Below are 26,577 nucleotides of genomic sequence, written 5' to 3'. Positions count from 1 at the left end.
CCCGCCACCTGCTCCGCCGCCGCACCCACCGGTGTCCGCTCCCCGGCCCTCCGGTGAAGGCAACGGGCCGAGCGCCGGGTTTTTCACCCGGCAGACGATCGTCCTGATCGCAGTCATCGTCGTGGCCCTGCTGGCGGGCGGACTGGCCGGCGGCGAACTCTACGCACGACACCGCGCCGACGGCATCTTGGTCGGGGTGGCCGAATGCGTCGTGGAGGACGGCGCCACGATCTCCTACGGAGTGAACCCGCCGTTTCTGTGGCAGCACATCACCGGCCACTACACGAACATCTCGGTCCGAACGGCGGGGGACCGGGTGCAGTCCGCCGAGGGGATGACCGCCGTCGTGACCCTCGAAGACGTGCGGTTGCAGGACTCCGGTGACGCCAAAGGGACCATCGGATCGCTGGACGCCACGCTGACATGGACATCGGAGGGCATCAAGGACACCGTCGCCGAAAACCTGCCCGGCGTCGGCAGTCTCGTCACCGGTGTCAGTACCGACCCGGCAGCGGGCACCATCGTCCTGCAGGCAGGCGACAGCGGCGTCACCGCCAGGCCTGTGGTCACCGACGGTGACCTCGAACTCGAAGTGCTCGACGTCAGTGGACCGTTCCCGAAGGACACCGTTCAGGGCGCACTCGACGACCTCACCACGAAGCTGAACGACAACTATCCGCTCGGCATCCAGGCCGACAGCGTCGCTGTCACCGATGCGGGCGTCGTCGGCGAGTTCTCCAGCCGTGATGCGTCGATTCCCAACGAGGACACCAATCCCTGCTTCGCAGGTCTCTGAGCCCGGCCCATTGCTCGCCGGAATTGCATTCCGGCAGAGCAATTTCGAGTTCTGGCCTGCTGGAATGCAATTCCGGCGGAGGGTGATTCACTGGCCCCGCGCGAGTGCTTCCAGTAGCGGCCGCGTCCGGTAGGCGATCACCTCGTGCATCGCCACCGACATGGTGGTGCGCTCGACTCCGGGCACCGCGAGGACGAGGCCGGCGACACGATAGAGATCGTCGGCATCGGTCGCCACCACACCGACGAGCAGGTCCGCCGCGCCGGACAGCCCGGTGACCTGGGTGACCTGGGTGACGGTCTCGAGTGCGGCGATGACGTCCTCGAGCCGGTGTTGATCCACCACCACCGTGATGAACGCCTTGAGCGGGTACCCGAGGTCGCGGGGGGACACACAGCGGTCGATCGGCGCGAGCACCTTGTCCTGATCCCACCGGGCCAGTCGTGCCTGCACGGTGTTGCGTGCCAGGTTCAGCATCGCGGCCAGTTGCACGCCGGTGGCGCGCGGCGCGTCACAGAGCGCGAGCAGCAGTCGGGCATCTGTGCGGTCCAGCTTCGTCATGTCGCTCAGTATCCCACGTCACATTCTGAATTATTTGGGCAACATGCTCAGTAGCCGCTGCATTGCTTGCTCAGTATGTATATGAATGCCACCCTGGAAGAAGCACTACGCCCATTGACTGCCGAGGTGGTGAGTACAGATGACGGATCTCGACATCCGCCGACCGGACCAGGATTCGCAACGGAACCCGTACAGCCTCGGCGATCGGTATCGCACCGGGTCGGGTCCGGTCATGCTCACCGGCGTCCAGGCCATCGCCCGCGCGTTGGTGGAACAACACGAGCGTGACCTGCGAACGGGCCTGCGGGTGGGCACCTTCGTGTCGGGATACCAAGGCAGCCCACTCGGCGGCGTCGACAGGATGCTGGCGGCGATGCCCGACGTCCTGCGGGCACACGACATCACATTCGTTCCCGGGCTCAACGAGGAGCTCGCGGCGACGTCGGTCTGGGGCAGCCAAGCCGTTCTGCCTGCCGGCAAGGCGCTCTACGACGGGGTGGTGGGTGTCTGGTACGGCAAGGGGCCCGGCCTGGACCGTGCCACCGACGCGATCCGGCACGCGAACATGTACGGCGCCAACCCGCGCGGCGGCATGCTGCTCCTCGTCGGCGACGACCCCGCGTCCAAGTCCTCGACTGTGCCCGCAGTCAGCGAACGCTCGTTGGCCGCGCTCGGTATCCCGGTGCTCTTCCCGCGGAATGCGCGGGAGATCGTCACGATGACCATGCACGGTGTGGCGTTGTCCCGGGCGTCGGGATGCGTGGTGGCACTCAAGATCGTGGCCGACGTGGCCGACGGCGCCTGGTCGGTGGACTCCGACGACGTCGCTGTCGATATCGTTGTCCCGGAGATAGTTTGGGATGGGAAGCCGTTCGGGTACCGCCAGCGGCCGATGGCCGCCCCGGCCGCCAGCCTCGACGCGGAGGCCGACCTGTACGGACCCCGGGCCGAGGTGGTGCGCGCGTACGGCGCCGCCAACGGGTTGGATGTCATCGAGATCGATCCACCCGCGGCGACCATCGGGATCGCCGCTACGGGAACAACATTCGACTCGGTGCGGCAGGCGCTGGCCGATCTCGGCGCCGACGAGTTCGCGTTGCACCATGCCGGTGTGAAGCTGCTGCGCATCGGCATGCCGTCTCCGCTGGGGCCCGACATCGTCACCACCTTCGCAGAAGGCCTCGACGAGATCCTCGTCGTCGAGGACAAGACCGCGTTCGTCGAGACGCAGCTGCGCGAAATCCTCTACGGCCGGCCGGATGCACCACGGATCCTCGGCAAGAAGGATGCCGCGAGCCGACCGCTGATTCCCGCCGGAGGCGAACTGACAGCCGGTCGGTTGCTGGCCCCGCTGCGCCGCGTGCTCAAGGATCGGCTGGAACTCGAGAAGCCACCGCCCCCGCCGCTGCAGCTGGAAGTGCTTCCTGCGCAACGGACCGCCTACTTCTGCAGTGGCTGCCCGCACAACCGGTCGACAGCCGTGCCCGAAGGGTCGCTGGCAGGTGGCGGGATCGGCTGCCACACGATGGTGACGATGTCGGACCGCAGGGACAGCGCTGTCACCGGACTCACTCAGATGGGAGGGGAGGGCAGTCAGTGGATCGGGCAGGCGCCGTTCACCGACGTGCCCCACCTGTTCCAGAACATCGGCGACGGAACATTTTTTCACTCCGGTCAGCTCGCAGTGCAGGCCTGCGTCGCGGCCGGGGTCAACATCACCTACAAGCTCCTCTACAACGAGGTGGTGGCGATGACGGGCGCCCAGGACGCCGAGGGCGCACTCACCGTCGCTCAACTGACGCACAAGCTGACCACCGAGGGGGTCAAGCAGATCATCGTCTGTGCCGACGAGCCCGAACGACACCACAAGCGTCAGCTGGCCAACGGCACCGTCGTGTGGCATCGAGACCGCCTCGACGAGGCGCAGAAGCGATTGCGCGACGTCAAGGGTGTGACTGTGCTGATCTACGACCAGCACTGTGCTGCCGACGCCCGCCGACAGCGCAAACGCGGCACCCTGCCCACTCGGACCACCCGGGTCCTCATCAACGAGGCAGTGTGCGAAGGCTGTGGCGACTGCGGCGTGAAGTCCAATTGCCTTTCCGTGCAACCGGTCGACACTGAATTCGGCCGCAAGACCCGCATCGACCAGAGTTCGTGCAACACCGACTACAGCTGCCTCGACGGCGACTGCCCGTCGTTTGTCACTGCCGAGGTGCAGCCGGGGAAGGCGCCGCGCCGCCCGGAGCCGCCGGCTCCACCCGTTCTGCCCGAGATCGCCGTCGAACCGGTCACCGCCACCCACAACATTTTCTTCGCCGGGATCGGGGGCACCGGGATCGTCACGGTGAACCAGGTGCTCGCCACCGCGGCGTTGCGCGCGGGCTACGACGTGGAGAGCCTGGACCAGATCGGCCTCAGCCAGAAGGCCGGCCCCGTGGTGTCGCACCTTCGATTCGCCGCGGGCAAGCTCGATCCCGCCAACCGGCTCACCCCCGGGAGCGCAGACTGCATCGTCGGGTTCGATCTGTTGGTCGCCGCCGACACCAAGAACCTCGGATACGGCGATCCGGCGACGACGATCTCGGTCGTGTCGACGAGCAAGACGCCCACCGGGAGCATGGTTTACGACAAGTCGGTCAGCTACCCCGAGACGCCCGATCTGCTGCACCGGATGGGCCGGGTGTCGCACAGCGTGCACGCGTTTGACGCGCTGGCCGCCGCCCAGAGTCTTTTCGGCAGTACCGCCGCCGCCAATTTTCTGTTGGTCGGTGCTTCGTATCAGACTGGTGCACTGCGCATTCCGGCCGATGCGATCGAGGAGGCCATCGAGATCAACGGCGTCGCCGTGGCTGCCAACATCGCCGCGTTCCGCTGGGGGCGACTCGCCATCGCCGACCCGACCCGGTTCCACGACGCCGCGTTGCCGACACGTGATCGCCGGCCGGCGGTGCCGCCCGCGCACATCCTCGAAGGCACCACGTTCTTCGGCCAGGTCGGTGACCTGATCTCGCGACGAGCCGCGAACCTCATCGACTTCCAGAGCGAGAAGGTGGCCCGCCGATACGTGATGCTGCTCGAATCGATCTGGACCGCAGAGCGTGCTGCCGGAGACCGCACCGAATTCAGCGAGGCAGTGGCCAGGGGACTCTACAAGTTCACCGCCTACAAGGACGAGTACGAGGTCGCGCGACTGCTCACCGATCCGCAGTTCCTCGCCGACGTGAAATCCGAGTTCCCCGCCGGTGCGAACCTGACGTACAAGCTGCACCCGCCGATGTTGCGAGCGATGGGGCGCACCAAGAAGATCGGCCTGGGCCCGCGGAGCCACCTCGCCCTGCGGCTACTCGCGAAGGGGAAGCGGCTGCGTGGAACCACTTTCGACCCGTTCGGCCATGCCCATGTCCGCAGGGTCGAACGCGAACTGCTCGCGGAATACGTGGGTATCGTGACCGGCCTTGCCGCCGGGCTGAACCCGGCCAACTACGACCGTGCGGTGGAAGTGGCAGGACTGGCCGATCTGGTGCGAGGCTATGAGGACATCAAACTGGCCACCGTGGCCACCTATCACTCCCGGCTCGATGACTTAGGAGTCAGCCGTTAGCGGCTGCTGCTGCACGTGTTTGGTGATCCACTGGGCCGCGAGCTTGACCAAGCCGGATTGCGGGTAGCGACTGTGGGCATCAAAATCCTCGCCCCGGGAGCAGATCGGATCGTTGGTGTTGCACAGGTCGGCGGTCCGCGCGCCGAAGTCGGGGCTGAGGAGGGTCAGCGGTCGACCGAGTCGCGCGGAGGGGTTACCGAAGACAGCGACGGCCGCGATGTGGGGGATGACAGTGGCGGGCAGGGGCTCGGTGTAGCCGAGCGCTGCGATCGGCGAGGTGGTCACGACGTCGATGACCGCTGCGCCCTGCGAGTAGCCGCCCAGCACGATTTTGCTCTGCGGGCAGCTTGCGACTATGGACTGAATGCGGGCACTCGCGTCGTTGGCCCCGGCGGCCGCCTGCAGGAAATCCCACGACGCCGGATATTTCACCGCGTAGGTGCCGATGGACTGGTCTTCGACCATGGGTCGCAGTGCCTCGACGAGTGCCTTTCCGACCGCGCCGAGCCCGGCGGGCTCGTCGGTTCCACGGGCGAACACGAGCTCGATGTCGTTGCACTTCGGGGCGGCCATCGCCGTGGGTGCGCTCAGGCCGGCCAGCGCGGCGACAGCGGCCAGCATCAACAGGGCGGCGCGCGTGGTGGTGCGGATAGCCACGGTCTCTCCTCGACCCGATGCGATGATGGTTGCGGCAGTGTGTACCCAATTATCACAGTGGTCACTCCTGCAACACCGGCGAGGGAGCGGGTCACGTACGAAGTTGGCGGACCCGGCGCACCAATGCCGCGCGTGCAGGCGGTGCGGTGCGGTGCAGTGCGATCAGTCCGCGACGCCGCAGGTGCACGATCTCGCCTGCCAACAGTCCGCAGAAGACACCGGCGAGAAATACCTTCCTGGTGCGCCGCTTCCTACGGACCACCGTCGCTGAGACGAATCCACCCAGCCCGGCGAGTGCCGCGACCACGAGCAGCAGCGACAACCACTGGGCCGCGCCGAGGGAAAGCATGCAGAAACCTCCAGGCCGACGTCCAGGGCGGCGGCCTGTCCGATCCAATCACTGTCGTGGCCACTGTGGCGGCCACGTGCGTCGTTTGTGACCAGAACGTGTACTGGTCGTTGTGAACGATGCACCGTTGTGAACCCGCCGGTCGCAGGCCTTTGGTCCCGCACCGACAGTGACCAATGCCCGCAGACATCCGACCATCGCCCACCTAGCGTGAAGGCCACTGGCACTGGCGACGAAGGAGATGGCGATGTCCTCGACATCCGAGCATTCTGGGATCGTCGTCGGTGTCGACGACTCGCCGCAGTCCGACGCAGCAGTCGAGTGGGCCGCCCACGCCGCGGCACTGCGCGGGGTTGCACTCGTCCTGGTTCACGCACTGATCGATCCCAGCGCTACCGCCTGGATGGATGTGCCTCTGCCCGAGGACTATTGGGTAACCCGGCGGAAGACGGCCGAGGCGCTGCTCGACGACGCGACGCAGATCGCGCGGAGGGCGCTGCCGGCCTCTCAATCCTTGAGGGTGGATCGGGAACTGGTCACCGGCAGCCCGCGGGCAGTGCTGGTGGACATGTCCGAGCACGCCGACATGGTGGTGGTGGGCTGCCGCGGCCTGCGGGCAATTCAACGGGCCGTGCTCGGTTCGGTTTCTGCCGGTCTTGTTCATCACGCCCGCTGCCCCGTCGCGGTTGTTCGCGAAACCCCATCGGGAGACCTCCCCGATGCGCCCGTCCTGGTAGGCATCGATGGCTCCCCGGCGTCCGAACGTGCCGTCGCGATCGCGTTTGATGAAGCGTCCCGCAGGGGCGTGGACCTCGTCGCGCTGCACACCTGGCTGGAGAGCACCGACGACTTCATCGGGGTCGGGTGGCCCGACGTCCGAGAACAGGCCGACGAGATCCTCGCCGAAAGACTGGCAGGCTGGCAGCAGCGCTACCCGGACGTGGCAGTGCACCGTGTCGTCGCGATGGACAACCCGATTCGCCAGTTGCTCGACCTCTCCGGCTCCGCCCAGTTGATGGTGGTGGGCAGTCACGGACGAGGCGGTCTCACCGGACTTCTCCTGGGTTCGGTCAGCTCTGCGGTGGCGCAGGCTGCACGGATTCCGGTGATCGTGGCGAGGTCGCGCGCATAGCGCCTCATAGCGCGTTCTGTGGTTGGCAGATCAACACCGAACAGTTCGCATGGTGCAGAGCCGCAAAACCCGGCGGACCCACCAGTTCTCTGATGCCGTCGGCGCGTTCCCTGCCCACCACGAGCAGGTGAATCATGTCGGCGTTCCTGGTCAGGTAGGCCAGGCTGTTGCCGTGCACGGCGACGGCATGCATGTCCACGTCCGGATACTTCCGTCGCCACTTCGCCATCCGGCGGTCGAGTTGTGCCTTCGCCAGCTTGCTGCGATCTGCCACCGCGTGGTTGTCATGGATATCGGTGTAGCCGGATTGCCATACAGTCACCACACGTAGCGCAGCTCCGCGAAGCCGCGCCTCGTCGAGTGCGTTGCTCAGCACGGTATCGGCCGTTGTGGGCCGGTCGATCTCGGCCACCACCCAGCCGTTCGGAGTCGACTGTGGCTCGTGACCGCGGACCACCGCCACCGGGCAGTGCGCGGAGGCGGCCGTCGCCACGGCGGTCGACCCGATCGGGTCGCATCGGCTGTGGGTGATCCCCACGGCCCCGAGGCAGAGCATCACGGCAGATCGGGACGCTTCGACGAGCACCGTCTTCGGTCGGCCCTGCACGATCTCGGCCTCGAGCTTCACGGGTTTGTCCGTCGCCTCGACGACGGTGAAGACGTACCGCACTGCCGATTCGGCGTCGGCCAGGCGACGGGAACGGTCCTCGACCGTCTCGCCGGGATCGATGGCGTATACCAGGCGCAGCGGAAGGTCGCGGCTGACTGCCTCATCGACCGCCCACAGCGCGGCATCGACCGCCGACCGGGAACCGTCGATGCCCACCACAACGCATGACGGCGGGGGTTGATCTCGCATGATCGCTCCAGTCCCGTGCATTCTCAGGCCGGACGCTACCGGCGTCATTGCCCCGCAGGCAGGGTCGAAGGTCCCTGATGCCGAACGGATTCGCGAACCTCGAAGATCTCGCCGATCGGTCTGCGGGGAGTGGGGGCAGGCACGTCGGCGATCGCGGGCACCAGCCCGACACGCACCAGGACCTGTGGCTGATCGGCGCCGCTCAGCGTTGCCACCACCGCCCGGCTCGCAGGTATCTCCATCAGATGAGTGACCGTGCAGGTGGCAAATCCAGCCATGGTGGCATCGAGGAGTACGGCGGACAATGCTTCGCCGCAGCGCAGCACGCTGTCACGGGTGTCATCAAAAGTCGACAGCACCACGATCGTGGACCGGTCGTCGCCGATCTCGGGGCGGCGTTGTGAATCCGCCACGACAGGGAAGCTGCGCCCGACATCCACGCGATCACTCTCGGCGGCCGATACCAGCGAGCCCTGCGGAATACCCTCAGCAGTGGCGAAACCCGCTGTCCACCAATATAACTCCTCGTGGTAGGAGGAGTCGTACATTCGCAGCGACTCGGTGAGGTCCGAGGCTTCGGCCAGCTCCGACCGCAGCCCGCCGTCGATCACATCGAACCGGACGGAATCGGTGTCGAGTGAGACTCGCACCTCGGAATCGAACAAATCCCAGTCCGGTGGCGGAGCAAAGGGCAGCCTGTCGGTGCGACGCAGCAGGATGGCATCGGCGCGTCGCCGGTGACCGGCAGTCACGAAGGTGCTCGCAGAAAAGTCGATCGATGCCAGGTGCTGAGGGTCGTTCGGGTTGGGAAAGCGGTCGACGTGCGCCGTCCATCCCGCCGCTGCCATGGCCACCCGGAAGTGGTCGAGGACCGCACCGCAGCTGATCAGCGCCTCCCGGCCGGTGCCGTCGGTGGAGCGGACGACGCGTTGCGGGTCGGCGTACAACTGGACGGTGGTGCCCTCGAGTACCCAACGCCAGGGCTGGCTATTGTGCAGCGACGGCGCGCGGCACGCCAGTTCGACTGCACCTCTGATGGTTTCGACGTCGACCGCGCAGTCACGCATCGCCTACCTCCTCATCCACCACCATCGTCGGCCGCGGTGCGGGCCGAGGCCAGGGCCAATGGTCCTCAGCCCGATGGCCTAGTGCTCTGGTGTGGCCGAGGGAGGTGGCCGACCCTTGAGCCCATGAGCGACGTGGCGGCAACCTCGGGTGATCTGGCCGCTCAGGTCCGTGAAACACATACCGGCGTCGTCGTCCTTCTCGGCGACCGGGCATACAAAGCCAAGAAGCCGGTGATCACCGACTTTCTCGACTTCAGCACCGCCGCGCATCGGGAGCGTGCGTGTCAGCACGAGGTCAAGCTGAACAGGCGGCTCGCCCCGGACAGTTATCTCGGCGTTGGCCACTTTTCAGACGAGCGAGGAGGCCCGCCGGAACCGGTGATCGTCATGCGGCGCCATGCCGACAGCACCCGCCTGGCATCCCTGGTCTGCAGCGGCCAACCGGTGCACCGCCATCTGACGGGCATCGCCGAGGTTCTGGCGCGCTTTCACGTGGGGGCCGAGCGGGGCACGGCTATCGAAGCCCAGGGCACTGCCGACGCGGTGTGGGCGCGCTGGCGACAGAACCTCGACGAACTGGACAGACATGCCGACGACGTGGTGCCGCGCGACTCGCTCCGAGAGGTGAGACGGTTGGCCGGTCAGTTCGTCGCCGGTCGTCACGCAGTGTTCTCCGAGCGCATCACCGGGCGTCGCATCCTCGACGGCCATGCGGATCTGCTCGCCGACGACATCTTCTGCCTCCCAGAGGGGCCCGCACTGCTCGACTGTCTCGAGTTCGACGACACACTCCGCTACGTCGACGGCATCGACGATGCCGCGTTCCTCGCGATGGATCTGGAGTTCCTGGGTAGACGCGACCTCGCCGACTGGTTCCTCGAGCAGTACGTCTCGGCGGCCGACGAATGCGCGCCGCGCGCCCTGATCGACTTCTACATCGCCTACCGCGCCGTGGTTCGCGCCAAGGTCGACTGCGTGCGGGTCGCTCAGGGGCACGCCGAAGCCGCGATCGACGCCCGCCGGCACCTCGATCTGGCGCTGGATCACCTCAAAACCGGGACGGTTCGGCTCATTCTTGTCGGAGGCGGCCCGGGCACCGGCAAAAGCACGCTGTCAACCGCGTTGGCCGCGCAGATCGGGGCGCGGGTCATTTCCACCGACGACGTGCGTCGGCATCTGCAGGATGCCGGCGTGGTGTCCGGCGCGGTGGGTGATCTCAACGCCGGTCTGTACTCGCCGGTCAACGTCGCCGAAGTGTATGCCGAGGTGCTGCGCCAGGCGGAAGCCTGGCTGAGCATCGGACAATCGGTGATCCTCGACGGCACGTGGCGGGCTGCAGAGCACCGCGATCGAGCGCACGAACTCTCTGCTCGGACATCGGTGCCCATCGTCGAGTTCAACTGTGCGGTACCGATCGCCGAAGCCACATCGAGGGTCGAGCACCGGACGGGGTCGAATTCCGACGCGACGCCGGAGATCGCTGCGGCGCTCGCCGGTGGCGACGGTATTCGGCACCGCGCGCACGACATCGACACAGGCCGGCCGTTGGCCGATTCCGTCCGCGAAGCTCAGCAGATATGTTGCCTGGCAATCTAGTCGGCGCGCTCGACGGCCCGCCGCACCGCGTGCGCGCGGTGACCTTCGGCCCTCCTGTGACGGTCCGCCGCAGCGTAGGAAGTAGAGCATGAGCAACAGAACCGACTCGCCGAAGGCCGTTGAGGTCGACGTGACCACTCACGGCCGGATGCCCGGCGCAGCCGAATACGCGCGCAACAAGATCAGCGGCATCGCCGGGCTCACCGGCCGACCGGTGCTGCACGCTCGGGTCAGACTGACCCGGCACACCGATCCAGCGGTCCGCCACCCCGTCGTCGCCCAGGCAAACCTCGACGTGGACGGTCGGCTGGTTCGGGCACAGGTCGACGCGGCCACCGCGCGGGAAGCCATCGACAAGCTGGACGCGCGGTTGCGGCGACGGCTCGAAAGGATCGAGGAGCACTGGGAGGCGAGGCGCGGTCGACTGCCCGACGATGCCCCGCACGAATGGCGGCATCAGTCAGCGCCCAGCAGCAGGCCCCGCCACTACCCACGTCCGGCCGATGACCGCCGGATCATCCGGCGCAAGTCATTCACCATGGCTGCCTGCAATCTCGATGACGCCGTTCTGGAAATGGAGTTGCTGGACTACGACTTTCACCTGTTCACCGAGCAGGGGACCGGGATCGCCAGCGTGCTGTACCGCGACGGTGCGGCCGGTTACCGACTGGCTCAGGTGGTGCCGGTCTCGACGGATCAGCTGGCCCCGTTCGACGTCGCGCTGACCTTCAGTTCACAGCCCGCCCCGTGTATCACGGTCGAGCAGGCAACGGAGCGCCTCGGGTTACTTGGCCTGCCGTTCCTGTTCTTCATCGATGCCGCACAGGGTCGTGCCGCTGTCCTGTACCACCGCTACGACGGGCATTACGGGCTAATCTCCCCCGGCGGTTAGCCGCGGACAACGATGACCGGCGCCTTGGCGCCCCGCGCCACCGCGGAGCTGACCGAACCCAGCATCATCGAGGCGAAGCCGCCCCGTCCGCGGCTACCCACGACGACCATCTGGGCCTTGTTGGATTCGTCCATCAGCCAGCGCGCCGGTTGATCACATACGATTCGGGGGTGCACCTCGACGTCGGGGTACCGTTCCTGCCAACCCGCGAGGCGTTCCGCCAGCGCTTCATGACTGAGGTCCTCGTACCGGTGCCAGTCCATTCCGAGGGCCGTCAGCACACTCACATCGCTCCACGCATGCAGCGCAACAAGATCCACGCCTCTGCGAGAAGCTTCGTCAAAGGCCAACGCGGTGGCGGCCTCCGAGGCAGGCGAGCCGTCGATTCCCAGCAGTATCGGCGAGGTTCTCTGCGCCGGCTGGGCGTCAGTGTCGTGCACCACCGTGACCGGACAGTGCGCGTGATGCACCAGGCCGCCGCTGACAGAGCCCAGCACCGCACGACCGACTGCGCCGAGACCGCTGTTTCCGACAACGACCATCCACGAATCCTCGGTCGCGTCGACCAGCGAACCGACCGAACCGGCGTACCGGACCTCGGTGTGCACCTCGGGCAGTTCGGCATCACCGGTGCTGGTGTGCACCACCTTCTCGGCGTTCGCGATGACGCGGCGGGCGTTGTCTTCCTGCCACTCAGTGATGTTCGCCTGGGCCGGCCCGAGCGGCCAGCTGACGAGTATCGGTGTGACGACATGCATCAGGGTGACCGGTATACCGCGCAGGGCAGCTTCCTGTGTTGCCCATCGGACGGCCGAGTCGGACTCCGCTGATCCGTCGACGCCGACCAGAATTCCGTATTTCTTCGTGTGCTCTGACATGTGGTGCCCCCAGGTGTCCTCTGAGTGGAGGCTAATCGTGGGTGGCCCTTGGCTGACAGGGTCTTTGGTCACGATGGCGGGCGCGGGTGGTCACATCATCCGGTGACCGCGGAGATGACGTTGGCCTCTGGACCGCTGGACGCCTTCATTGCCACGATCGACGTGTCACGGATCACGGGAGGCATCGATGGACACCCTCACGGTCTACCTCCGCCACAGTTGGCTCATTCGCGCGTTCGGACACAATCCGCTGGTGCGAACCAGCGACCGGGTGGAGGCGGCTCTGCTGGTGCTGGCTTTTGTCACGGTACTGATCCTGACGCCGGTCGCCGGCGCGATCAGCACGGCAATTCACGAAGACCGGGCCCATCACTACTCAGAGGAGGCCAGTGCCCGGCACGCGGTCGTCGCCGTCATGACCGGGGCACCGACGTCGACGATTCTGGAGAACCGGGTGCGGGTCACTGCACCGGTGCAATGGTGGGTCGGCGGGCGGGAGCGCAGTGGCGTCACCGAGGTGGATCCGCAGGCCAAAGCCGGTGATCAACTGCAGGTTTGGATAGACGCAGACGGAGATCAGGCCGGGCAGCCGCCGTCGTCGTGGCGGGCTGGGACTGATGCGGTGGTTGCTGGCGCCGGATTCTGGTTGGCGGCGGTGAGCCTCGTGGCCGGTGTGACGGTGTGGCTGCGCGCGCGGCTGGCCCGTCGGCGTCAATCCCGGTGGGAGCGTGAGTGGGAACTGTGGACCAGTGGCGGCGGCGGCAGGACCGGCAGCCAAGCGTGACCGCATCCGCTCAGTTGCGGACCACCAGCACCGACACCTTCGCGTGGTGCAGGATCGAATGACCCGCGGGTCCCACGATCTGCGCGAGCTCGCCGGCCTGGGAGCCGCCGATCACCACGAGTTGCAGCCGTTCGTCACAGTGCCGGAGGAAGGACATGAGGTCGGTGTGCTCGGCGATCGGGTAGATGTGGACGTCCGGGTAACGTAGCCGCCACTGTGCGACCCGGGCGTCGAGGTCTTCGGCGCTCCGGGTGCCTCGGTTTTCCCCGACGGCGAGCACCGGGGCATCACGTAACCTCGCCTCCTGCAAGGCATGCGCGACGACGATGTCGTTACCCGGGTCGTTGTTGACCGCGACGGCGATCCAACGGATTTCGCCACCCGATTCCCCGTCGTCGTGCGGTCGAATGACGGCGACCGGGCAGTGACCCTTCTCGGCGAGTTCGGTGGCCGTCGATCCCAGAATCGAGCGGGCGTAGCGGTCGATACCCACCGTCCCGACGCAGACCATGCCGGCGTTCTGGGACTCGGCGAGCAGCGCCACCGACGGCGGCCCGGTGACGATGGCGGTTTCGATCTTCACCGGACGATCAGTGGCCTCGATCGCATTCTGCGCCAACTGAAGCGATGATTTGCCCTTGTGGACATCGAGTTCGTAGTCATCCGAGGACGAATGCGTGGCTTTGGTCACGTAGACCAGGCGTAGCGGCACATTCAGCTTGATGGCTTCCGCCACAGCCCAGCGTGCCGCCCGGATCGCGGTGTCCGACCCGTCGATGCCTACGACCACCGATGAGGCGGTGGTGTTGCTGTTGATGTCCACTCCAGTTCCTTCCTCATGTACTCGCACCCGCGTCCCCGCGGTGCCCTCGACGATCCTGGTGATGTCGGTGAGTGATCCGATGACTGCCTCGTTGCCCGTGTGCAGCGCGAATTGGCATGCGGCTTGCACTTTGGGCCCCATCGAACCGGCAGGTAGGTCGAGGCCGGCCAAGTCCTCGGGCGTGACGCAGCCCAGGCGGGCCTGGTCGGGAGTGCCCCAGCCGGTGTAGACACCGTCGACGTCGGTGGCGATCACGAGTAGATCGGCGTTCAGTTGTTCGGCCAGCAGGGCGGAGGCGAGATCTTTGTCGATGACGGCCTCGACGCCGCGCAGGTCACCGTGTTCGTCGTACATGGTCGGTATGCCGCCGCCGCCGGCGCAGATCACGATCGTGCCCTGCTCCACCAGGCTGCGGATCGGTCGGATCTCGAAGATGCGCTTGGGCTTCGGGCTGGCGACCACGCGGCGGAACGTGTCGCCGTCGGCCGCGATCGTCCAGCCTCCGGCGGCCTTCAGTCGCTCTGCGGTCTCCCGGTCGTACACCGGCCCGATCGGCTTGGTGGGGTGGTCGAAGGCGGGGTCGTCGCGGTCGACCTCGATCATCGTCAAAAGCGTGGCCAGCGGTTGGTCGGCAGGCAACAGGTTGCCCAACTCCTGTTCGATGACGTAGCCGATCATCGCATCGGTCTGGGCGCCGAGCATGTCGAGGGGGTAGGGAGCCACGCCGTCGGCAAGATCGTGATAAGCGGCCGCCTGCAGGGCCAGCAGGCCGACCTGGGGTCCGTTGCCGTGCGCGATGACGATCTCGTTGCCGGTGGTGATCGCGGCGATTCTTTCGGCGGCGACCCGGATGTTCGCGCGCTGGTTGTCCGCGGTCATCGGTTGACCGCGCTGCAACAGCGCGTTGCCTCCCAGCGCGATGACGACCCTCATGGCACGTCAGCTCAGCGCCGAGACGAGAACCGCTTTGATCGTGTGCATCCGGTTCTCCGCCTGCTCGAAGGCGATGTTCGCCGGACTCTCGAAAACGTCCTCGGTGACTTCGATGCCGTTGGACAGGAATGGGTACTGCGCCGCGATCTTGGCGCCGATCGTGGTCTCGGAGTTGTGATACGCGGGTAGGCAGTGCATGAACTTCACCCGCGGGTTGCCTGCGGCCTTCATCAGGGTGGGATTCACCTGGAAGGGAAGCAGCCGGTCGATCCGCTGGCCCCACGTCTCCACCGGTTCCCCCATCGACACCCAGACATCGGTGTGGATGAAGTCGACGCCACTGACCGCCTCGTCGGGGTCGTCGGTGATGGTGATTCGTGCTCCGGACGCCGCGGCGAACTCCTCGCACATCCTCACGTGATCGTCACTCGGCCACAGTTCCTTCGGGGCCCCGATACGCACATCCATGCCGAGCTTGGATCCGACGAGAAGCAGGGAGTTGGCGACGTTGTTGCGGCCGTCGCCGACAAACGCATAGGCGATGTCGTGCAGCGGTTTCGGGCAGTGCTCGGTCATGGTCAGCACATCGGCCAGCATCTGAGTCGGATGGAACTCGTCGGTGAGCCCGTTGAACACCGGGACCCCGGCGTACTCCGCGAGTTCGTCCACGGTCTCCTGGGCGGTGCCGCGGTACTCGATCGCGTCGTACATCCGACCCAGCACCCGGGCGGTGTCCTTCATCGACTCCTTGTGCCCGATCTGAGACGACGCGGGATCGATGTACGTGACATGAGCACCCTCGTCGTAGGCTGCGACCTCGAAAGCGCAGCGGGTGCGGGTGGACGTCTTCTCGAAGATCAGCGCGATGTTCTTGCCTGCCAGACTGTTACGCGTGCTACCGGAGTACTTGGCGCGCTTCAGGTCACGCGCCAGGTCGAGCAGGTAGTGAAGATCTCGGTCGGTGTGGTGAACCAGGCTGAGCAGGCTGCGGTTTCGGTTGTTGAACGCCATGGCAGATGTTCTCCGTTCAGGTGTAGAGAGGATCGCGCAGGATCGGGCAGGTCATGCAGCGGCCACCGCCGCGGCCCCGGCCCAACTCGCTGGCGTCGATGGTGACGACTTCCACGCCCGCTTTGCGCAGCGCGGTGTTGGTCAGGGTGTTGCGGTCGTAGCCGATGACGACGCCGGGTTCGAGTGCGACCACATTGTTGCCGTCATCCCACTGCTCGCGTTGGATGCCGTAGACGTCGCCGGCGGTGGTGACGACCCGCAGGTCCACCCCGACGGCTTCGCCGATCGTGTCGATCAGGCCTTTCGGTTCCCGCCGGACGTCCAGACCGGACGGTGAGCGGTCATCGGGGCGGAGGCTGATCGCGACGATGCCGTCGACCACGGGAGGAAAAGCGGTCACCAGGTCGCGGTCGCAGAAGGTGAACACCGTGTCCAGATGCATCGCCGAGCGGGTCTTGGGGAGGCTGGCGATGATGACCCGCTCGGCGGCCCCGGCAGCGAACAAGTTTCGCGCCACCTGGGTGATGGCCTGATGCGAGGACCGCTCGCCCATGCCGATCACGACGAGCCCTTTGCCGACCGGCATCACGTCGCCGCCTTCGAGGGACGCCATGCCGTGGTCGGCCGGCGGTCCGTCCGCATCACCCAGCCAGATGTTGTAGGTCTCGTCGGCGAAGGCGGGATGGAACTTGTACACGGCGGTGGTCAGTAGCGTCTCCTGGCGCCGCGCCGGCCAGTACATCGGGTTGAGCGTCACTCCGCCGAAGATCCAGGCGGAGTTGTCCCGCATGAACTGGGTGTTGGGCAGCGGGCGGATGACGAACCCCGCCGGGTCCAGTGCGTTGAACAACGACAGGAACGCACTGTCCACCTCGGCCACCACATCCTGATAGGCGACTCCGCCGATGAGCAACTCCGCCAACCGGTCTGGTGACAGCTCGGTCAGCCAGGCTCGGATCTCGTGGGTCAGAGCGGGGCCCACCAGATCGTCGGTCACTGTCCGATTGAGAAGCCATTCCCGGGCGTCGGGTTTGGCGACGACATCGGCGAGCAGGTCCTGCAGTTCCAGGACTTCGACGTCGCGGTCGACCATCTTCGCGACAAAGTCGAAGTGGTCGCGACGGGCCTGCTGCAGCCAGATGACGTCGTCGAACAGCAACTCGTGACAGTTCTCCGGAGTGAGGCGCTGGTGGGCCAGGCCGGGTGCGCAGACCATGACCCGGCGCAGGCGGCCCGCCTCGGACCAGACACCGAGCCGGGATTCGGCGGTGTTCACAGCACGGCCAGGTTGCCGGTCGCCATGAGGACGGCGGCCAGGATCGACGTGGCGACGACGACGGCGACGACCACGACTTCAGGTTTGGTGAAGACCGGCAGCCGGCTTTCCCTACGCGCCCAGAGGAACATCGCGGTGCCCGCCAGATAGAACATCGCCGCCACCAGCAGGTACTGCCACCCGCCCGCGTACACCAACCACACGGCATATCCCAGCGCGATGATGCCGACGACCAGATCGCGGGTGCGCCCATGTCCCGATTCGTAGGTCTCACCACGCACCGCCAGCAGCACCTGATAGGCCGCAGACCACAGGTAGGGCAGCAGGATCAGCGAGGTCGCCAGGTACACCAGGTTGGTGTAGGTGCTCGCGTTCGCGAGCGTCCACAGCAGCAAGGCCTGCACGCAGATGTTGGTCAGCCACAACGCATTTGCGGGCGCGCCGTGAGCGTTCTCCCGGGCCAGCGCGCTGGGCATCACGTGTTCGTGGGCGGGCAGTCGCAGGATCTCCACACACAGCAGCACCCAGGCGATCAGCGCGCCGAGCAGCGAGATCACCAGGCCGATCGAGATGAAGGCCGCACCCCAGCTGCCGACCTGATTCTCCAGGACTCCCGCCATCGACGGATCCGGCACTCCGGCGAGTTCCGCCTGGGCCATCAAGCCGTAGGACAACACGTTGACCATCAGCAACAGGATCAACACCCCGACGAAGCCGAGCACGGTGGCCCGCCCGACGTCTCGGCGGTTGGCGGCGCGCTGCGAGTAGACCGCCGCCCCCTCGATGCCGATGAAGACCCAGACCGTCACCAGCATCATGTTTTTCACCTGGGTCATCGTGTCCCCGAGCGGCGCTCCGTCGATCTCCGTCGCCCGCCCCCAGAAGTCGGCGCTGAACAATCCCGCCTTGAATCCGACGGCGGCGATGGCGATGAACACCAGGATCGGAACCACTTTCGCGATGGTCACCACGACGTTGACCGACGCCGCCGTCTGGACCCCGCGCAGGGTGAGGAAGTGCACGATCCACAGCACGATCGACGCTCCGATGATGGCGGGAACGGTTGCGCCACCTTCGAATCCGGGGAAGAAGTATCCTAATGTCGAGAACAGCAGAACGAGGTAGGCGACGTTGCCGACCCACGCCGAGACCCAGTAGCCGAAGGCCGAGGTGAATCCGATGTAGTTGCCGAAACCGGCTCGGGCGTAACCGTAGACACCGCCGTCGACATCGGGCTTACGGGTCGCCAGTGTCTGGAAGACGAACGCCAGCGTCAGCATGCCGACGCCGGTGATCGCCCACCCGATCAGGAGCGGGCCGGGGGCGGCACTGCCGGCCATCTGCGAGGGCAACGCGAAGATTCCGCTGCCGATCATCGAACCGACGACGATGGCTGTCAGGGCGGCGAGTCCGAGGCCCTTCTTCTGTCCGGCGTGGCGGGAATCGGGGGGCGGAGAGATCAGCGTCTCGGACATCGTCGTCCTCCAGAAATCGGGTGGTGTGCAGATCACACCGTGTGTTTGACGCTATGGGCCCGATCCCGTTGGGTGAGGAGGCTTTAGTCCTTTGTTTCCGATGAGTTGGTCACCGTCAGGTCGACGCGGATTTTGCGACGGTGAGCAGTATCGACGAACCTTCGACGGCTTCGAGCGAGTGTCGCGAATCCGGCACGATGATCAGGTCTCCTGCCGAGCCCTCCCAGCTGTGGTCGCCGGCAACCAACCGGATCCGTCCGTGCAGCACGTGGACCGTTGCCTCACCGGGATTCTCGTGTTCGTCGAGCGCCTGACCCGCCTCGAGCGCGATCAGGGTCTGCCGCAACACGTGTTCGTGGCCGCCGTACACGGTATGGGCGCTGCGCCCGCTGGAGGCCCTCTCCGCTGCTGCCGTGTGCTCTCGGACCAGGGCGGTCAACGAGATCTTGTTCATGTGCGACTCCTCGGTTGGGGCGTGCGGTAGAGCGCGGCACCTGCGGTGATTCCCGCGCCCGTCGCGACCAAGAGTATTCGGCTGCCCGGCGGGAGCCGGTCTGACACGTCGTACAGCGCCCAGGGCAGCGCAGCGGTGTGCATCCGCTCGTCGTGCGCAACAACGATCCGTTCCACCGGAACTGCCAGGCGCCGGGCCAGTGCCGCGCGGTAACCGGCCCGCGGCGGCGCTGCAACGATGATGTCGATGTCGGACATCGTCAGGTTGGCCTCGTGCAGACAGCGACGGACCACTTCGGCGCCCGCCGAGGCGAAGTGTTCGTCCCGGTCGGTCGCGGCGTGGAACCGGAGCACATTGTGTGAGTCGTGAAGTCCCACCGTCGCGCGGAAGTTCTCGCCCTCGTCAGGCATGTTCATCCAGTGCACCCGACTGAGCCCGAGGTCGTCGTCTCTCCAGTCGCACAGCATCGCCGCCCCGGCCGGGGAGAACGGAAAGCCTTCGCTGCGCCCGTGGCCCGGATCAGCGTCGCTGGCCACGACAAGCGCACAGTTGATGGTGCGGGAGCGCAGAAATCCGTCGATGATCTGCAGCGCGGTGAGCACCCCGCATGCGCCGTTGGCCACGTCGAACGAAAAAGTGCCGTGACCGTCGTCGTGCGGAACCTCGGTGTTGGCGCCGATGTCCTCCTGGATGAGTGCCGCAAGGGCGGGCTCGGCGAGATTGTGGTCACGGTAGATTCCCGCGTTGATCAGAAGGTCCACCTCGTCGGCGTTCCTCGAATCGTGATGCAGGCATGTCTTCGCCACGGCGACCGCGAGGTGCAGTGCGCTGTGCCGAGTGCGCCAATTGCCGCGGATCACCTCCACCCGTTCAACGACGGTGCCCATATCGGTTCACCAACTCCTCGTCGACGGTGAGCAGGACGACGCCGATCTCGAGGCCTGATGCCAGGGCGATGAGCGCGATGGTCTCCCCGGCGTGGATCCGCCCGGCTTCGAGTTCTTCGACCAGGGCGACGGTATGGGTGGTCGATGCGGTGTTGCCGTAGCGGTCGACGGTGATCACGGCGTCGTGCCGCGGGGCTTCGCCGAATGATGCGGTGACCGCCGCCATTCCCTTCCGTATTGCGCGGGCCGATGTCTGATGGGTGATCACGTGATCGATGTCATGCATGGAAATACCTGCGGTGTCGAGGATTTCGTGCAACAGGTAGGGGGTCGCATTGATGGCCGCTCGCTGGATTCCGCGGGAATCGGTGAACATCCGGCCGCCCGGATCGTTTCCTTTGGGGTATGCCAGGCACAGTCTGCTGTAGTCGGCGACGGTGGTGAAACCGGCAAGGCTGATACCCGCGGAGTCGGCCGGGGCACGTTCGAGCAGGAGCGCTGCTCCCGCATCACCCAGCGTGAGGCACGCCAGTTCCCTGCTCATGATGCTGCGGATGTGCCGGGCGGCATTCTGGCCCAGTTGGGAGATGTACTCGCCGCTGACCACCAGTCCGCGCTCCACGGTGCCCTGCCGGATCCAGTTGTTGAGAACGGTGACACCGGTGAGCATTCCAGCGCACGCATTGGACAGATCGAAGGTCATGGCGTGCCGGGCGCCGATCGCGCGGGCGACGGCGCCGCTCATCGTGGGCTCCACCCACTGCGTCAGACCGTCCCGGAACTTCGTGATGCTGCAGCTGATCACGACGTCGAGCGTGACGGCATCCTGCTGCGCCCGGTCCAGACAGTCCGACGCCGCCGAGGTAGCCAGACTGTAGGAGTCCTCGTCGCCGTCGACGATGCGGCGTTCGCGGATCCCGGTCAATCGCTCCAGATCGATGTGTGTGTTGTGCCGTGTCGTCGCCATCAGATCGTCGGTGCTCAAATGAGTTGCGGGGAGATGCCTCCCCGCTGCCGCCAGCCGTGCGCGGTAGGGGGCCGGTGGCCCGGCCCCCTCCAACACCAGCCAGTGCTTGCTCATCGAGATCCTCCTGAATTTCAGGATCGTCGCAGACCGCGGCACCCAACAGAGCCTTTCGGCCCTAGGGAAAGGGCAACCGAATGGCTACATTCGCGTGATGGCAGGTCCGATCAACGCACAGGTCGAGACCGTCCTGCGACGCTACGGTGGCGACGGAACGCGGTTGATCGACATCCTGTGGGACATCCAGCGGCTGTTCGGCCACATTCCCGACGAGCACCTGCCGCAGATGGCGGACGCGCTGAACCGTCCACCGGCGGACATCTCAGAGACCGCCTCCTTTTATCACTTCTTCCACACCAAGCCCTCGGGTCGGCACCGGATCTATCTGAGCAACACGGTCATCGCCAAGATGAACGGTTATCAAGCGGTCTACGACACCCTCGAGAAGGAGACCGGAGCGACCTTCGGAGCAGCGACGGGGATGTTCGGGCTTTTCGAGACGCCGTGCATCGGGCTCAGCGACCAGGAACCGGCCATGCTGATCGACGGCGTGGTCTTCACCCGGCTGACACCTGAGACGGTCATCGACGTCATCGCTGCCTTGAAGGACGGCAGAACCGCCGCGGCGATCGCGAATCCCGACGGGCTGCCCGAGGACAGCATCGGCTACGTCGACCGTCTGGTGGAGTCCAATGTCCACACCCGCGGGCCGGTGTTCTTCAACGGGCAGGCCGATCACCAGGCGGTACTCAAGCGGTGCCTCGGGGCTGCACCCGAGGAGACGATCGCCACGATCGCCGAGTCCGGACTGCGCGGATACGGTGGTGCAGGGTTTCGCACCGGACTGAAGTGGCGGCTGTGCCGCGACGCACCAGGTGATGACAAGTACGTCATTTGCAACGCCGATGAGGGGGAGCCTGGCACCTTCAAGGACCGCGCGCTGCTGACCCGCTCACCCAAGGACGTCTTCCTCGGCATGGTCATCGCCGCCTACGGGATCGGCAGCAGGCACGGAATCCTGTACCTGCGTGCCGAATACACCTACCTGAGGAACTACCTCGAACGCCAACTCCAGGAACTCCGGGAGGATGGGCTGCTCGGACGCGATATCGGCGGGCAGCGCGGATTCGATTTCGACATCCGTATCCAGATGGGTGCCGGCGCGTATGTCTGCGGCGAAGAGTCCGCGCTCATCGAGTCCTGCGAAGGAAAGCGGGGCACCCCTCGACTCAAGCCGCCGTACCCGATCCAGCAGGGATATCTCGGCAAACCCACCTGCGTCAACAACGTCGAAACCTTCGCTGCCGCAACACGGGTGACAGAAGAGGGCGCCGACTGGTTCCGCCGCATGGGCACCACCGAATCGCCGGGCGCCCGTCTGCTGAGCATCGCCGGTGACTGCGGTCGGCCCGGTGTCTACGAGATCGAGTGGGGGATCACCCTCGACGAGGTCCTCGCCATGGCCGACGCCCGGGACGCTCGGGCCGTGCAGATCAGCGGACCGTCGGGGGAGTGTCTGTCGGCGCACGGGGACGGTCGACGCCGGATCGCCTACGAGGACATCGGATGCAATGGTGCCGTCACCATCTTCGACTCGAGCCGCGATCTGCTGGACTGTGTCAAGGACTACACCCGGTTCTTCGCCGACGAATCGTGTGGCATCTGCGTGCCCTGCCGGGCGGGCACCGTCGATCTTCACGACAAGGTCGGACTCATTGCAGCCGGCAATGCCGTCCGCAAGGACCTCGACGAGGTGATCCGGTGGGGCGCGCTGGTGCGGGCGACCAGTCGGTGCGGTCTCGGAGCCACCGCGGCCAACCCGCTCCTGACGAGCCTGGAGAAGTTTCCCGAGATCTACCGGAGCAGGCTGCGCATCCAGGAATCCACCCTGTTGCCGTCGTTCGATCTGGATGGCGCCCTCGCCGGATACGGCGCGGCCCAAACCGAACTCGAGACAGGCGGGACGGCATGAGCATCCGGATCGAGATCGACGGAGTCCCGGTCTCGACGGAGGCTGGTGCAACCCTGGTCGACGTCGCCGCCGACGCCGGCGTGTACATCCCGACGCTGTGCTACCTGCGGGGCAAACCGTGCCTCGGCACCTGCCGGGTGTGTGCGGTCAGGGTCAACGGCACGATGGCCGCGGCGTGCACCGTCCATGTCACCGACGGGATGACGGTGGAGGTGGACGAGCCGGACACCGCCGACATGCGGAAGGCACTGGTAGAGCTGCTGTTCTCCGAAGGCAACCACAACTGTCCCAGTTGTGAGAAGAGTGGGCGCTGCACTCTGCAGGCGGTCGGCTACGAGGTGGACATGGTTGTGTCGCGTTTTCCCTACCGGTTCCCGGTCCGGGAGCGTGATCATGTGTCCGAACGGATTTGGTTGGAGCGGGATCGCTGCATCTTCTGTCAACGCTGTGTGGACTTCGTTCGTGACGAGACCACCGGGCAGAAGATCTTCAGTATCAGTGGGCGTGGCAGCGAGTCACAGATCGAGGTCGACGCCGATCGGGCCAATGCGATGCCCATCGAACAGGTTCGCTACGCCGTGGCGATCTGCCCCGTGGGCGCCATCCTCGAGAAGGGCGTCGGCTACGACGTGCCGATCGGCCGGCGCAAGTATGAGGTCAAGTCCGTTCGCGACCGGGCTCTGGGCTCGGTGGACGAGTCGGGAGCGCCGTGACCGACGAGATGAGGTCAGACGAATTACCCACTACGCCAGCAGCTCCGGCGCTGGCGGCGGGCCGCGACGACAAGATCGACGTGGCGATGATCAGCCTGTGCGGCTGCTGGGGATGCACGTTGTCGTTCCTCGACATGGACGAGCGGATACTCCCGCTGCTGACAACGGTCACCATTCACCGGTCGTCGCTCACCGACATCAAGCGGATCACGCGGCGATGCGCGATCGGCTTCATCGAGGGCGGTGTCGCGAACGAGGACAATATCGAGACGTTGCAACACTTCCGGGAGAACTGCGACATCCTCATCTCGGTGGGCGCCTGCGCCGTGTGGGGTGGCGTGCCGGCGATGCGCAACGTCTTCGAGTTGAAGGACTGTCTGGCCGAGGCGTACCTCGATTCACCCACCGCGGTACCGGGTGCCGATCCCGTCATTCCCTGTCACCCCGACATTCCCCGCATCACCACCAAGGTCCACCCCTGCCACGAAGTCGTCGAGATGGACTACTTCATCCCCGGTTGTCCGCCGGACGCCGACACGATCTTCACGGTGCTCGACGACTTGATCCAGGGTCGCCCGGTCGCGCTGCCGCGTTCGCTGAACCACTATGACTGATCCCGGAGGCCACGTGTGAGCAGAAAGATCGTCATCGACCCCGTCACCCGCATCGAGGGCCACGGCAAGGTGACCGTGCACCTCGACGACGACGGCAATGTCGTCGACGCGAGACTGCACGTCGTCGAGTTCCGCGGGTTCGAGAAGTTCGTTCAGGGCCATCCTTTCTGGGAGGCGCCGATGCTGATGCAGCGGATCTGCGGGATCTGCTTTGTCAGCCACCACCTGTGTGGCGCGAAGGTGCTCGACGACATGATCGGCGCGGGCGGGCGCGGAGGCATGGGCGTGACACGAACCGCCGAGAAGATCCGCCGTCTCGGTCATTACGCGCAGATGCTGCAATCACATGCCACGGCGTACTTCTATCTGGTGGTGCCGGAGATGATGTTCGGGATGGACGCACCGCCGGAGCAGCGTAACCTGCTCGGTCTGATCGAGGCCGATCCCGCATTGATGCGGCGGGTGATCATGCTGCGCAAGTGGGGCCAGGAAGTCATCAAGACCGTCTTCGGCAGGAGGATGCACGGCATCAACTCGGTGCCGGGAGGCGTCGACAAGAATCTGAGCCGAGCCGAATGCGACCGGTTGCTCAATGGCGAGGAGGGACTGCCGTCGATCGACGAGGTCCTCGACTACGCACAGGACGGACTTCGGCTGTTCTACGAGTTCCACGACTCGAACCGAAGGGCGGTGGACGCCTTCGCAAATGTGCCCGCGCTCAGCATGTCTCTGGTCGGCGCCGACGGCAACGTGGACTACTACCACGGCACGCTGCGTGTCGTCGACGAGGACAAGCGTGTCGTCAGCGAGTTCGACTACCACGACTACCTGGATCATTTCTCCGAAGCGGTCGAGAAGTGGAGCTACATGAAGTTCCCCTTTCTCAAGGACCTCGGCCGGGACAGGGGTTCGGTGCGTGTGGGTCCGCTGGCGCGGATGAACGTCACCGGCTCGCTGTCGACACCGCTGGCTGCGGAGGCGCTGGAACGTTTCCACGCCTATACCGCAGGCGCGGCGAACAACATGACCCTGCACACCAATTGGGCGCGGACCATCGAGGTGCTCCATGCCGCCGAGCTGATCGAAGGATTACTGCGCGATCCGGACCTGCAGCGGGACGATCTGCTCGTCACACCCGGGACCGATGCGTGGATGGGTGAGGGAGTGGGCGTCGTCGAAGCACCGCGCGGCACGCTGCTGCATCACTACCGTGCCGGGGAACAAGGCGACATCACCTTCGCCAACCTCATCGTGGCCACCACCCACAACAACGAGGTGCTCAATCGCACGGTGCGCTCGGTGGCCGACGACTACCTGGTGGGCCATGGCGAGATCACCGAAGGCATGATGAACGCCATCGAGGTCGGGATCCGCGCGTTCGACCCCTGCCTGAGTTGCGCGACGCACGCCTTCGGCCAGATGCCGCTGATCGTCACTGTCCATGATCCTTCGGGGAAGGTGATCAACGAGCGGATCCGGTCGTGAACCTCGACGCATTCGACGACGACTCCTGTCTGATCTACGGGATCGGCAATGTGGGCAGGCAGGACGACGGGCTGGGTTGGGCTTTCGTGGATTGGCTCGAGGCCCACGGCCGCTGTGGGAGCGCGGAAATGCAGCGCAGCTATCAGATCCTGCTCGAGGACGCCGAGCTGATCAGTACCAAACGCCGGGTGCTGTTCGTCGACGCCACCAAAAGTGAGGCGGTGCAGTCATTCACAATGTACCGCGCGGCGCCGATGATGGACTTCACCTTCACCTCACACGCGATTTCCATCCCCGCCATCATGGCGACCTGTCAGCTGTGCTTCGAGCGCGTGCCCGAGGTGTACGTCCTGGCGATCAAGGGATTCGAGTTCGAACTCGACATCGGGTTGTCACCCGCGGCTCAACGGAACCTCCACGATGCGACGGCGTATCTTTCGCAGGGGTCCTGTGCGGCCGAGGTGTCCTGAGGTTCGCGGCCACCTGTGTATTCGTAGACAGGACTTGTCGGACCTGTCTGTGATGATGGTGTCATGTCCTCGGCTGCACCGTGTTTCATCCCCAGCCCGCCCCGGGGGGCGCGGCTGGAGGTGTTGTTCGAGGAACTCTCCGAGCTGGCCGGGCAACGGAATGCGATCGACGGGCGCATCGTCGATATCGTCGCCGAGATCGACCGCGACGGGCTGTGGGCGACGACCGGCGCCAAAACGGTGAGCGCGCTGGTGGCCTGGAAAC

At 65.8% G+C, this 26,577-nt stretch carries 25 protein-coding genes and 1 pseudogene; 12 read left to right on the top strand and 14 right to left on the bottom strand.

The annotated features are described in order from the left end of the window. On the top strand, nt 1-796 hold a 796-nt coding region (locus tag WA965_RS29120), incomplete at its 5' end, for an LmeA family phospholipid-binding protein (protein ID WP_526448295.1). Between the two features lie 87 nt (nt 797-883). On the opposite strand, the gene WA965_RS29115 is transcribed toward WA965_RS29120, so the two are convergent. Beyond that, on the bottom strand, nt 884-1,357 hold the full coding sequence (locus tag WA965_RS29115; RefSeq protein WP_526294717.1) for an Lrp/AsnC family transcriptional regulator: 474 nt from the start codon (nt 1,355-1,357) through the stop codon (nt 884-886). A gap of 139 nt (nt 1,358-1,496) precedes the next feature. On the opposite strand from WA965_RS29115, the gene WA965_RS29110 reads away from it, so the two are divergent. Next, nucleotides 1,497-4,961 carry an indolepyruvate ferredoxin oxidoreductase family protein gene (locus WA965_RS29110; RefSeq protein ID WP_526294715.1) on the top strand — a complete coding sequence of 1,155 codons (3,465 nt, stop codon included), beginning with the start codon at nt 1,497-1,499 and terminating at the stop codon, nt 4,959-4,961. On the opposite strand, the gene WA965_RS29105 is transcribed toward WA965_RS29110, so the two are convergent. Together WA965_RS29105 and WA965_RS29100 are read right to left on the bottom strand one after the other, a co-directional pair. Then, nucleotides 4,944-5,582: a cutinase family protein gene (locus tag WA965_RS29105; RefSeq protein WP_526294723.1), complete on the bottom strand. Its 639-nt coding sequence runs from the start codon at nt 5,580-5,582 to the stop codon at nt 4,944-4,946. The genes WA965_RS29110 and WA965_RS29105 overlap by 18 nt on opposite strands. Nucleotides 5,583-5,709: 127 nt before the next feature. Further along, nucleotides 5,710-5,967 carry a hypothetical protein gene (locus tag WA965_RS29100; RefSeq protein WP_526294713.1) on the bottom strand — a complete coding sequence of 86 codons (258 nt, stop codon included), beginning with the start codon at nt 5,965-5,967 and terminating at the stop codon, nt 5,710-5,712. 247 nt (nt 5,968-6,214) lie between these two features. Between WA965_RS29100 and WA965_RS29095 the strand changes: the two genes are divergently transcribed. Beyond that, complete coding sequence (locus tag WA965_RS29095; protein ID WP_526294711.1) at nt 6,215-7,099, top strand: universal stress protein; 885 nt, start codon at nt 6,215-6,217, stop codon at nt 7,097-7,099. Nucleotides 7,100-7,103: 4 nt separating this feature from the next. On the opposite strand, the gene WA965_RS29090 is transcribed toward WA965_RS29095, so the two are convergent. Together WA965_RS29090 and WA965_RS29085 are read right to left on the bottom strand one after the other, a co-directional pair. Next, on the bottom strand, nt 7,104-7,958 hold the full coding sequence (locus WA965_RS29090; protein WP_526294709.1) for a universal stress protein: 855 nt from the start codon (nt 7,956-7,958) through the stop codon (nt 7,104-7,106). A gap of 44 nt (nt 7,959-8,002) precedes the next feature. Further along, complete coding sequence (locus WA965_RS29085; RefSeq protein ID WP_526294707.1) at nt 8,003-9,025, bottom strand: Acg family FMN-binding oxidoreductase; 1,023 nt, start codon at nt 9,023-9,025, stop codon at nt 8,003-8,005. Nucleotides 9,026-9,148: 123 nt separating this feature from the next. On the opposite strand from WA965_RS29085, the gene WA965_RS29080 reads away from it, so the two are divergent. Together WA965_RS29080 and WA965_RS29075 are read left to right on the top strand one after the other, a co-directional pair. After that, the gene (locus WA965_RS29080; protein WP_526294705.1) at nt 9,149-10,621 is read left to right on the top strand and encodes a bifunctional aminoglycoside phosphotransferase/ATP-binding protein; all 1,473 of its coding nucleotides are present in this window, start codon (nt 9,149-9,151) and stop codon (nt 10,619-10,621) included. An 88-nt stretch (nt 10,622-10,709) separates the two neighbouring features. Continuing rightward, nucleotides 10,710-11,513, top strand: a complete 804-nt coding sequence (locus WA965_RS29075) for a sigma 54 modulation/S30EA ribosomal C-terminal domain-containing protein (protein ID WP_526294703.1) — start codon at nt 10,710-10,712, stop codon at nt 11,511-11,513. On the opposite strand, the gene WA965_RS29070 is transcribed toward WA965_RS29075, so the two are convergent. Next, the gene (locus WA965_RS29070) at nt 11,510-12,391 is read right to left on the bottom strand and encodes a universal stress protein (RefSeq protein WP_526294701.1); all 882 of its coding nucleotides are present in this window, start codon (nt 12,389-12,391) and stop codon (nt 11,510-11,512) included. The genes WA965_RS29075 and WA965_RS29070 overlap by 4 nt on opposite strands. A gap of 187 nt (nt 12,392-12,578) precedes the next feature. On the opposite strand from WA965_RS29070, the gene WA965_RS29065 reads away from it, so the two are divergent. Next, nucleotides 12,579-13,175 (top strand): Rv1733c family protein, encoded by a 597-nt coding sequence (locus WA965_RS29065; RefSeq protein ID WP_526294699.1) that lies wholly within the window; start codon nt 12,579-12,581, stop codon nt 13,173-13,175. Nucleotides 13,176-13,185: 10 nt separating this feature from the next. Here the strand turns inward: WA965_RS29065 and WA965_RS29060 are convergent, their stop codons facing one another. The 8 genes and pseudogenes from WA965_RS29060 to WA965_RS29025 all read right to left on the bottom strand — a co-directional run bounded on the left by WA965_RS29060 (nt 13,186) and on the right by WA965_RS29025 (nt 21,115). Then, the gene (locus WA965_RS29060; protein WP_526294721.1) at nt 13,186-13,992 is read right to left on the bottom strand and encodes a universal stress protein; all 807 of its coding nucleotides are present in this window, start codon (nt 13,990-13,992) and stop codon (nt 13,186-13,188) included. A gap of 27 nt (nt 13,993-14,019) precedes the next feature. Further along, a pseudogene (gene arcC, locus WA965_RS29055) lies at nt 14,020-14,931 on the bottom strand (carbamate kinase); the annotation flags it as partial. Between the two features lie 6 nt (nt 14,932-14,937). Beyond that, nucleotides 14,938-15,942, bottom strand: coding sequence for an ornithine carbamoyltransferase (locus tag WA965_RS29050; protein WP_526294697.1), 1,005 nt, complete (start codon nt 15,940-15,942; stop codon nt 14,938-14,940). Between the two features lie 16 nt (nt 15,943-15,958). Next, the gene (locus WA965_RS29045) at nt 15,959-17,218 is read right to left on the bottom strand and encodes an arginine deiminase (RefSeq protein WP_526294695.1); all 1,260 of its coding nucleotides are present in this window, start codon (nt 17,216-17,218) and stop codon (nt 15,959-15,961) included. Next, nucleotides 17,215-18,693: an arginine-ornithine antiporter gene (arcD, locus tag WA965_RS29040; protein WP_526294693.1), complete on the bottom strand. Its 1,479-nt coding sequence runs from the start codon at nt 18,691-18,693 to the stop codon at nt 17,215-17,217. The genes WA965_RS29045 and arcD overlap by 4 nt, the downstream gene beginning before the upstream one ends. 115 nt (nt 18,694-18,808) lie before the next feature. Next, a complete protein-coding gene (locus tag WA965_RS29035) occupies nt 18,809-19,147 on the bottom strand; it encodes a cupin domain-containing protein (protein WP_526294691.1) in 339 nt (112 codons plus the stop codon). Further along, on the bottom strand, nt 19,144-20,034 hold the full coding sequence (locus tag WA965_RS29030; RefSeq protein WP_526294689.1) for a 3-oxoacyl-ACP synthase III family protein: 891 nt from the start codon (nt 20,032-20,034) through the stop codon (nt 19,144-19,146). The genes WA965_RS29035 and WA965_RS29030 overlap by 4 nt, the downstream gene beginning before the upstream one ends. Continuing rightward, nucleotides 20,018-21,115 (bottom strand): 3-oxoacyl-ACP synthase III family protein, encoded by a 1,098-nt coding sequence (locus WA965_RS29025; protein ID WP_526294687.1) that lies wholly within the window; start codon nt 21,113-21,115, stop codon nt 20,018-20,020. Before WA965_RS29025 ends, WA965_RS29030 begins: the two co-directional genes overlap by 17 nt. A 97-nt stretch (nt 21,116-21,212) precedes the next feature. Here WA965_RS29025 and WA965_RS29020 point away from each other — a divergent pair, with 97 nt between their 5' ends. The 6 genes from WA965_RS29020 to WA965_RS28995 form a co-directional block, all read left to right on the top strand. Continuing rightward, nucleotides 21,213-23,030 carry an NAD(P)H-dependent oxidoreductase subunit E gene (locus WA965_RS29020; RefSeq protein WP_526294685.1) on the top strand — a complete coding sequence of 606 codons (1,818 nt, stop codon included), beginning with the start codon at nt 21,213-21,215 and terminating at the stop codon, nt 23,028-23,030. After that, the gene (locus tag WA965_RS29015; protein WP_526294683.1) at nt 23,027-23,743 is read left to right on the top strand and encodes a 2Fe-2S iron-sulfur cluster-binding protein; all 717 of its coding nucleotides are present in this window, start codon (nt 23,027-23,029) and stop codon (nt 23,741-23,743) included. Before WA965_RS29020 ends, WA965_RS29015 begins: the two co-directional genes overlap by 4 nt. Then, complete coding sequence (locus WA965_RS29010; RefSeq protein WP_526294681.1) at nt 23,740-24,357, top strand: NADH-quinone oxidoreductase subunit B family protein; 618 nt, start codon at nt 23,740-23,742, stop codon at nt 24,355-24,357. The genes WA965_RS29015 and WA965_RS29010 overlap by 4 nt, the downstream gene beginning before the upstream one ends. Before the next feature lie 15 nt (nt 24,358-24,372). Further along, entirely contained in the window at nt 24,373-25,842 is a 1,470-nt protein-coding gene (locus WA965_RS29005) for a Ni/Fe hydrogenase subunit alpha (protein ID WP_526294679.1), read from the top strand. Further along, the gene (locus tag WA965_RS29000; RefSeq protein WP_526294677.1) at nt 25,839-26,312 is read left to right on the top strand and encodes a hydrogenase maturation protease; all 474 of its coding nucleotides are present in this window, start codon (nt 25,839-25,841) and stop codon (nt 26,310-26,312) included. Before WA965_RS29005 ends, WA965_RS29000 begins: the two co-directional genes overlap by 4 nt. A gap of 63 nt (nt 26,313-26,375) precedes the next feature. Further along, the coding region (locus tag WA965_RS28995) for a DUF222 domain-containing protein (RefSeq protein ID WP_526448294.1) at nt 26,376-26,577 on the top strand (202 nt) is incomplete at its 3' end.

The organism is Mycobacterium sp., from assembly GCF_049683935.1.
Taxonomy (GTDB): domain Bacteria; phylum Actinomycetota; class Actinomycetes; order Mycobacteriales; family Mycobacteriaceae; genus Mycobacterium.
The sequence above is the reverse complement of the archived record's forward strand: the minus strand, read 5'-3'. Positions and strand labels throughout refer to the sequence as shown.